This window comes from Iodobacter sp. (assembly GCF_025352645.1).
In the GTDB taxonomy this organism is placed as follows: Bacteria; Pseudomonadota; Gammaproteobacteria; order Burkholderiales; family Chitinibacteraceae; genus Iodobacter.
The window spans coordinates 1-6,082 of the sequence record NZ_JANXSO010000179.1 but is presented as its reverse complement, the minus strand read 5'-3'; the positions used below and the strand labels follow the sequence as shown (position 1 = coordinate 6,082).

The 6,082-nt window shown below is 51.6% G+C and carries 6 protein-coding genes; 5 read left to right on the top strand and 1 reads right to left on the bottom strand.

From position 1 onward, the window contains the following. The first annotated feature begins 383 nt into the window (after positions 1-383). From Q0R17_RS19720 to Q0R17_RS19705, 4 genes are all read left to right on the top strand, one after another. Positions 384-1,430 carry a hemin-degrading factor gene (locus tag Q0R17_RS19720; RefSeq protein ID WP_293938208.1) on the top strand — a complete coding sequence of 349 codons (1,047 nt, stop codon included), beginning with the start codon at positions 384-386 and terminating at the stop codon, positions 1,428-1,430. 4 nt (positions 1,431-1,434) lie between these two features. Beyond that, the gene (locus Q0R17_RS19715) at positions 1,435-2,244 is read left to right on the top strand and encodes a hemin ABC transporter substrate-binding protein (RefSeq protein ID WP_293938206.1); all 810 of its coding nucleotides are present in this window, start codon (positions 1,435-1,437) and stop codon (positions 2,242-2,244) included. Positions 2,245-2,737: 493 nt separating this feature from the next. Continuing rightward, positions 2,738-3,763 (top strand): iron ABC transporter permease, encoded by a 1,026-nt coding sequence (locus Q0R17_RS19710; RefSeq protein ID WP_293938204.1) that lies wholly within the window; start codon positions 2,738-2,740, stop codon positions 3,761-3,763. A gap of 2 nt (positions 3,764-3,765) precedes the next feature. Further along, positions 3,766-4,557 carry a heme ABC transporter ATP-binding protein gene (locus Q0R17_RS19705; protein ID WP_293938202.1) on the top strand — a complete coding sequence of 264 codons (792 nt, stop codon included), beginning with the start codon at positions 3,766-3,768 and terminating at the stop codon, positions 4,555-4,557. A 219-nt stretch (positions 4,558-4,776) separates the two neighbouring features. On the opposite strand, the gene Q0R17_RS19700 is transcribed toward Q0R17_RS19705, so the two are convergent. Further along, positions 4,777-5,229, bottom strand: a complete 453-nt coding sequence (locus Q0R17_RS19700) for a rhodanese-like domain-containing protein (protein ID WP_293938200.1) — start codon at positions 5,227-5,229, stop codon at positions 4,777-4,779. A 712-nt stretch (positions 5,230-5,941) separates the two neighbouring features. Here Q0R17_RS19700 and Q0R17_RS19695 point away from each other — a divergent pair. Next, the coding region (locus Q0R17_RS19695) for a co-chaperone GroES (RefSeq protein WP_293938210.1) at positions 5,942-6,082 on the top strand (141 nt) is incomplete at its 3' end.

Below are 6,082 nucleotides of genomic sequence, written 5' to 3'. Positions count from 1 at the left end.
TCATCCATCGGTTTCACCTCATTCCACGGCATAACGTGCTCCAGTTGTGCGTATCACAAACCAGAGAAGTGTTACCTATGTCCTTGGACGAATGTGTTACCTATGAGTGTGAACCTTACCGGGTCGCCTTCTTTGCTTACTATCTTGGCGAAGCAAGAAAGTGAGGCCCACGCGGGGACACCCGCACCGAAATCAGCGTGCCGAAGGCACTAAAAAAGCAATCACTACATAGCACCAGTTTTCAAACCTGTGTGCTCCTGTATTCACATATTTTTTATGTTTTGTATTTTTTTAGAACGGTGCGCAAGAAAAACATTTGCACACCTCACATCACATCACTTGCGATTTTTTTTTAGCCTTAACAAGGCCACAAGGACAACACCATGCATGCACAATCATCCCAAGAACGGGTTGCCGTTCTGAAAGCCAATTACGATGCCCTGATGGCCGCCGAGCCTAAGCTGCGTGCAAGAGAGCGCGCCACTCGCCTGCAAGTATCTGAAGCCGAGCTGGTTGCCGCGCAATGTGGCGTTGCAGCCAAAGCATTAAACGGCACACCACAGGAAATCTTCAACGAGCTAGCCAGCCTTGGCGAAGTAATGGTGCTCAGCCGTAACGACTGGTGTGTCCACGAGCGCCATGGCCGCTACGAAGAAGTCCACACAAAAGGGCCGGTGGGCATGGTGTTGGGTAAAGATATCGATTTGCGGATGTTTTTTTCCAACTGGAAACACGCTTTTGCCGTGACGGAAAATGGCCGACTCAGCGTGCAGTTTTTTGACGCTGAAGGCATTGCCATTCATAAGGTGTATATCACGGACAACAGCGATGTGACCGCTTACGGCGCATTTGTAGAAAAGCTGGCCGCAGAGCAAATCCCTGCGATTCAGATTGAAGCCTACCCAGCCGACAGCACACCAAGTCACACTGAAGACCCAGCGGCTTTGCGCGCACACTGGCAATCTTTAACCGATACGCATAGCTTTTTCCCTATGCTGAAACAACATAAAGTGACTCGCCTTGGCGCGCTCAAAGCAGCAGGTGCAGATCTGGCGCAAGTTGTCGCCATTGATGCCGTAGAAACCATGCTGCAAGGCGCAGCAGAGCTGCAAGTTGCCATTATGTGTTTTGTTAGCAACCGTGGCATGGTGCAAATCCACTCTGGCCCAGTACAAAAACTACTGCGCACTGGCCCTTGGTTCAATATTCTTGACCCGATGTTTAATCTGCATCTGGATACCAGCGCCATCAGCGAATGCTGGGTAGTCAACAAGCCAACCAGCGATGGCTGGGTGACATCGCTAGAGGTTTACACCGCAAATGGCGAGCTGATTGTGCAGTTCTTTGGCGCAAGAAAGCCTGGCGTGCCAGAGCTGCCAGAATGGCGCAAGCTGATGTGCGATCTATGCACCACCCCACTGGCAGGCTAATCTCATGAAAAAATGGCTTGCCTCCACCCTACTGCTGGCGCTGATCGGCCCTGCGCTGGCCGCTCCACCTAAAAAAATTGTCACCTTAGGCGGATCGCTCACCGAGATTGTTTATGCCCTGAACGAAGAACAGCGCTTAGTGGCCGTTGATCAATCCAGCAGCTACCCACCGGCCGCAGCTAAGCTGCCCAAGGTGGGCTACTACCGTGCTTTTTCAGTAGAAGGGGTATTAGCGCAAAAGCCAGACTTAGTGCTGGCCTCTGATCAAGCTGGCCCACCCGAAGCGCTGGCTAAACTGCAACGCAGCGGAGTGCCTGTCATCGTGTTACCCAGCGCGCCTAATTTAGCCGCGCTAGAACAACGCATCACAGGAATTGCCAGCGCAGTGCAAGAAGTGGAAAAAGGCAAAGCCATTAATGCTCGGCTTAAACGTGAGGTGGTGCAGGCCCCGGCCAGCAACACCCGCACCCTGCTTTTGATTAGCCGCAGCGGCAGCCCAGAAGGCGCAGGCAGTGAAACTACCGCCGATGCCATTCTAAAACTAGCAGGATTAAACAATGTGCTCGCCAAACAGCAGGGCTACAAACCGCTGGCCATGGAAAGCATTGTGGCGCTGCAGCCCGATGTAATTGTGCTATCGAGCATGTCGATTCAAAACCTTGGTGGCATAGAAAAAGTCCTTGCCATGCCTGGCCTTGCGCAGACTCCCGCAGCTAAAAACAAGAAAATCATCGTGATGGATGACTTACTGCTACTGGGCTTTGGCATCCGCCTGCCAGAAGCTTTGCAGCAGTTAAAGCAGGCGGCGAAGTAAGTAAGCCCAGCACAACCAACACCTTGAACCACAGGGAACACGGCGTTTCACGGAGAAAAACAGGAGCTAAGTTTAGTTTTTTTTGGGTTTGATATAGTCACTTTCAAACCCAAGCTCCTGAGTTTTATCGCTGCCCGTGGCACGGGGCTTCAAGCCAATCCTATCAACTTAAGCAAAACTTGTAGGGCGAGTGAAACCCGCGAGCGATGCCAAAAAAACGCAGGTTGCACCCGCCCTACGATGTTTTAACGCAGCGTAGGCCGTAATCACTTGGTGTACGACAGCTTTTCGTCGCTCAGCCAAGCATTCGCCGAACGGTAATCGCCTAGCCTGCAAACGCTTTTTTTACCGCAACATAAACCACAGACTAAAGCACCCATTTTCTCTGTAAAACGCTCTGCTCTCGATGAGATCGAGGGTTCAAGACTTTGCACTGACTCAATATTTTTTAGCCCATCTGGGTTCGTCCCCGCCACACACTTTTGGATTTTTTATGACCGCAATCACTCATCCACCAAGCAGCGTGCCGCAGATATCCAACAGGCTGTTGTGGGTGCTGGCAGGCTTGCTGCTGCTCTTGATGATGATTTCAGCCAGCAGCGGCGCGGTGGCGATTCCGCTTAAGGTATTGCCACAGCTTTTATTTAGCGCCCAGACTTTTGAAACCGGCACCGAGCTACAGCTCTGGCATAGCGTATTGCTGGATCTGCGTTTACCCCGCGTGCTGTTTGCCGCGCTGGCAGGGGCGGTGTTAGCGTTAACGGGTGCGGCCATGCAGGCATTGTTTCGTAATCCACTGGCAGAACCCGGCTTACTCGGTGTTTCCTCAGGCGCTTCTTTAGGTGCGGTTTGCGCTATTTTATTTGGCGGCGGCAGCTTTATGGTGCTCGCCCCTGCGGCCTTTGTTGGTAGCTTAATCGCCACCGCGCTGGCCTATCATCTGGGCAAACGCTATCCGGGCATGGCGGGGCTGTTGCTGGCGGGTATCGCCATCAACGCCATTTGCGGCAGCCTAATTGGGCTGATGACGTATATGGCCAATGATGTGCAATTAAAAAGCTTAACCTTTTGGAATATGGGCAGCTTAGCCGGTGCCAGCTGGCCGCTGCTAGCCACACTCAGCCCGCTGATGCTGATTATTTCTGCGCTGGTGCTGCGCCACTGGCGAGCCATGAACGCCCTTTTGCTGGGTGAGCGTGAAGCACAGCATTTAGGCTTTCCCATCAAAGCGGTGCGCCGCAAATTGGTGCTGCTTACGGCCTTATTAATTGGCCCGCTGGTTGCCGCCACAGGAGGCATCGGCTTTGTTGGCCTGGTTGTGCCGCATCTGGTCAGAATGATGACCGGAGCCGACCACCGCCGCTTACTCCCCGCCGCCATGCTGGGCGGCGCCATCGCGCTGGTCGCCGCCGATTGCCTTGCTCGGCTCGTGGCCCAGCCCGCCGAGCTACCCATCGGCATTGTGACCAGCCTAATCGGTGGGCCTTTCTTTTTATGGCTTTTGATGGTGCGAAAATAACCATGCCCAGCTTATTAAATACCCACAATCTGTGTTTTAAACGCGGCAGCCAGCTTACGCTGGATGCTATTTCTTTAGAATTACGCCGTGGTGAAATCACCGCTATTCTGGGTGCAAATGGCGCGGGTAAATCCACGCTATTGTCCCTACTGGCAGGAGAAATCACTCCTTATCATGGCGAGATCAGCTTACAGGGTGAAAGCATCTTAACGATGCCTGCAGCTAGACTGGCCCGCCAGCGTGCCATGCTGCCGCAAAATCCTAATCTGACCTTTGACTTGGGTGTGACAGAAGTGATCGCAATGGGGGCTTATCCCTTTGCCGAATTATCACCACAGCAAGTCGCCAAGCTAAGCCAGCGCGTTTTGCAGCTAGCGGATATCAGCCATTTGGCCAAGCGCCGCTATCCACAGCTATCGGGTGGCGAGCAACAACGGGTGCAATTTGCCCGTGTGCTGCTGCAAATCCTGGCCAACCCAGATCAGCCGCGCTATCTGCTGCTGGACGAGCCCACCGCCAGCCTAGACCCACGCCACCAGCACGATTTACTCGCCGTAGTGAGCCGTATCGCCCGTGAAGAAAATATTGCAGTAGCGGTGGTATTACACGATGTAAACCTTGCCGCCCGCTGGTGCAGCCACCTGCTGCTGCTAAAAAACGGCAGCCAAGTGGCTTACGGCACACCGCAGCAAGTGCTCACCCCCGAGCTACTCGCCACCACCTATGGCATCACCTCCACCGTCATCTCACACCCACAGAATGCAGAGCGGTGTTTGGTATTGTTTGAAGGGTAGAAATAATGCCTGTAGAAGAACAAGGTGATCGTAAGGTGGGTTAGGCCATTCTTGCTGCCCAACGGATTGAATCGTCATTCCCGCGAAGGCGGGAATCCAGCTCTGCAGCGCTTAAAATCTATGGATCCCCAATAACAACACTCGGGAATGACGATTTTCTTGCCTTTATAAATGTTTGAAATTATTTTTGCTGAACTATCCCACTAATCAAGACTAGATTTATCCCTGAGTCCAAAGTAAACCGGCCGCTTTCCAGCCATTAACTTGGCCACGTTGGCCTGCGGTGTTTTTATCGCCCTCAAAGCCTTCCAAGATATTAAATGCTTGGCTATAGCCATTGGCGCTGGCCAATGCCGCCGCGTCATGAGATCTGGCACCGGTGCGGCACAAAAACATCACCACGGCATCTGGATCAACCGCAGCCTGCAAGCTTGCCAAAAAGTGAGGGTTGGTTTCCATTTTTGGGTAAGTTTTCCATTCAATCATTTCTGATTCAGGCACAAACCCTACAAACTGCCATTCTGCGTGAGTGCGCACATCCACCAGCTTTACGTTTGGCAATGCCACCAATAAAACCGCAGCCTCGGCGGGTGTCAGCGCCCCTTGATATGCCAAATGGGATGATTCCGCCCTCGTGTGAGCTTGTTGTAAAATAATAGTAGCGTCGCTCATTACATATCTCCTTTTAAAATAAGTGCCAAATTAAGCAAGATGCCATTCATGGGGCGGGTTTCACCCAATACTACAACTTAAGCAATATGCCATTCGTAGGGCGGGTGAAACCCGCGAGCAATACTGGGAAAAACGCGGGTTGCACCCGCCCTATAATGTTTCAACGCTTGCAATAGATAGATTTAAGTTGATCGCTTAAGGTTTAACGATCAACAGTGCCCTTAAGCTGATAGCACTGGGGTTTCACCCCATATGCGCCAAAAAAGTGACATAGAACCTTAATGAAATAACGCTAAACCTTGAACCACAGAAAAAAACAAGAGCACAAAGGACACAAAGAAAAGCTCAAAACAGGGCTTTATTTGCTCTGTGAAACGCCGTGCTGTCTGTGTTCTCTGTGGTTTAAGACTTGGGTTTTGAGTGCGTAACATTAATTAACATCTTACCTTGAAGCCGCATTGCCGTGCGCTTAGCGCCTGCCCCTATATGATTTAGCACTGTAGCCCAAGGCTAAACGGTGGCGATATACCGTGCAAACTGCGCTGCCTTGTATGCAATAAAGGTACACCCCCGCCAATTTACTTTAAAAATATCCCCATTCCCCACTTGAAAAGCCCTTGTTGCGCCCACATTATTTAGCACTCGTTAGCCTTGAGTGCTAACAGCGTTCTGTAGTTAATGAATGCCACTTTTTATCTGGAGAGTGAACACTATGAAAATTCGTCCTTTGCATGACCGTGTAGTAATCAAACGCGTTGAAGCTGAAGAAAAAACTGCATCTGGCATCGTGTTGCCAGGTAACGCTGCTGAAAAGCCGGATATGGGCGAAGTAGTTGCCGTCGGTAACGGTAAG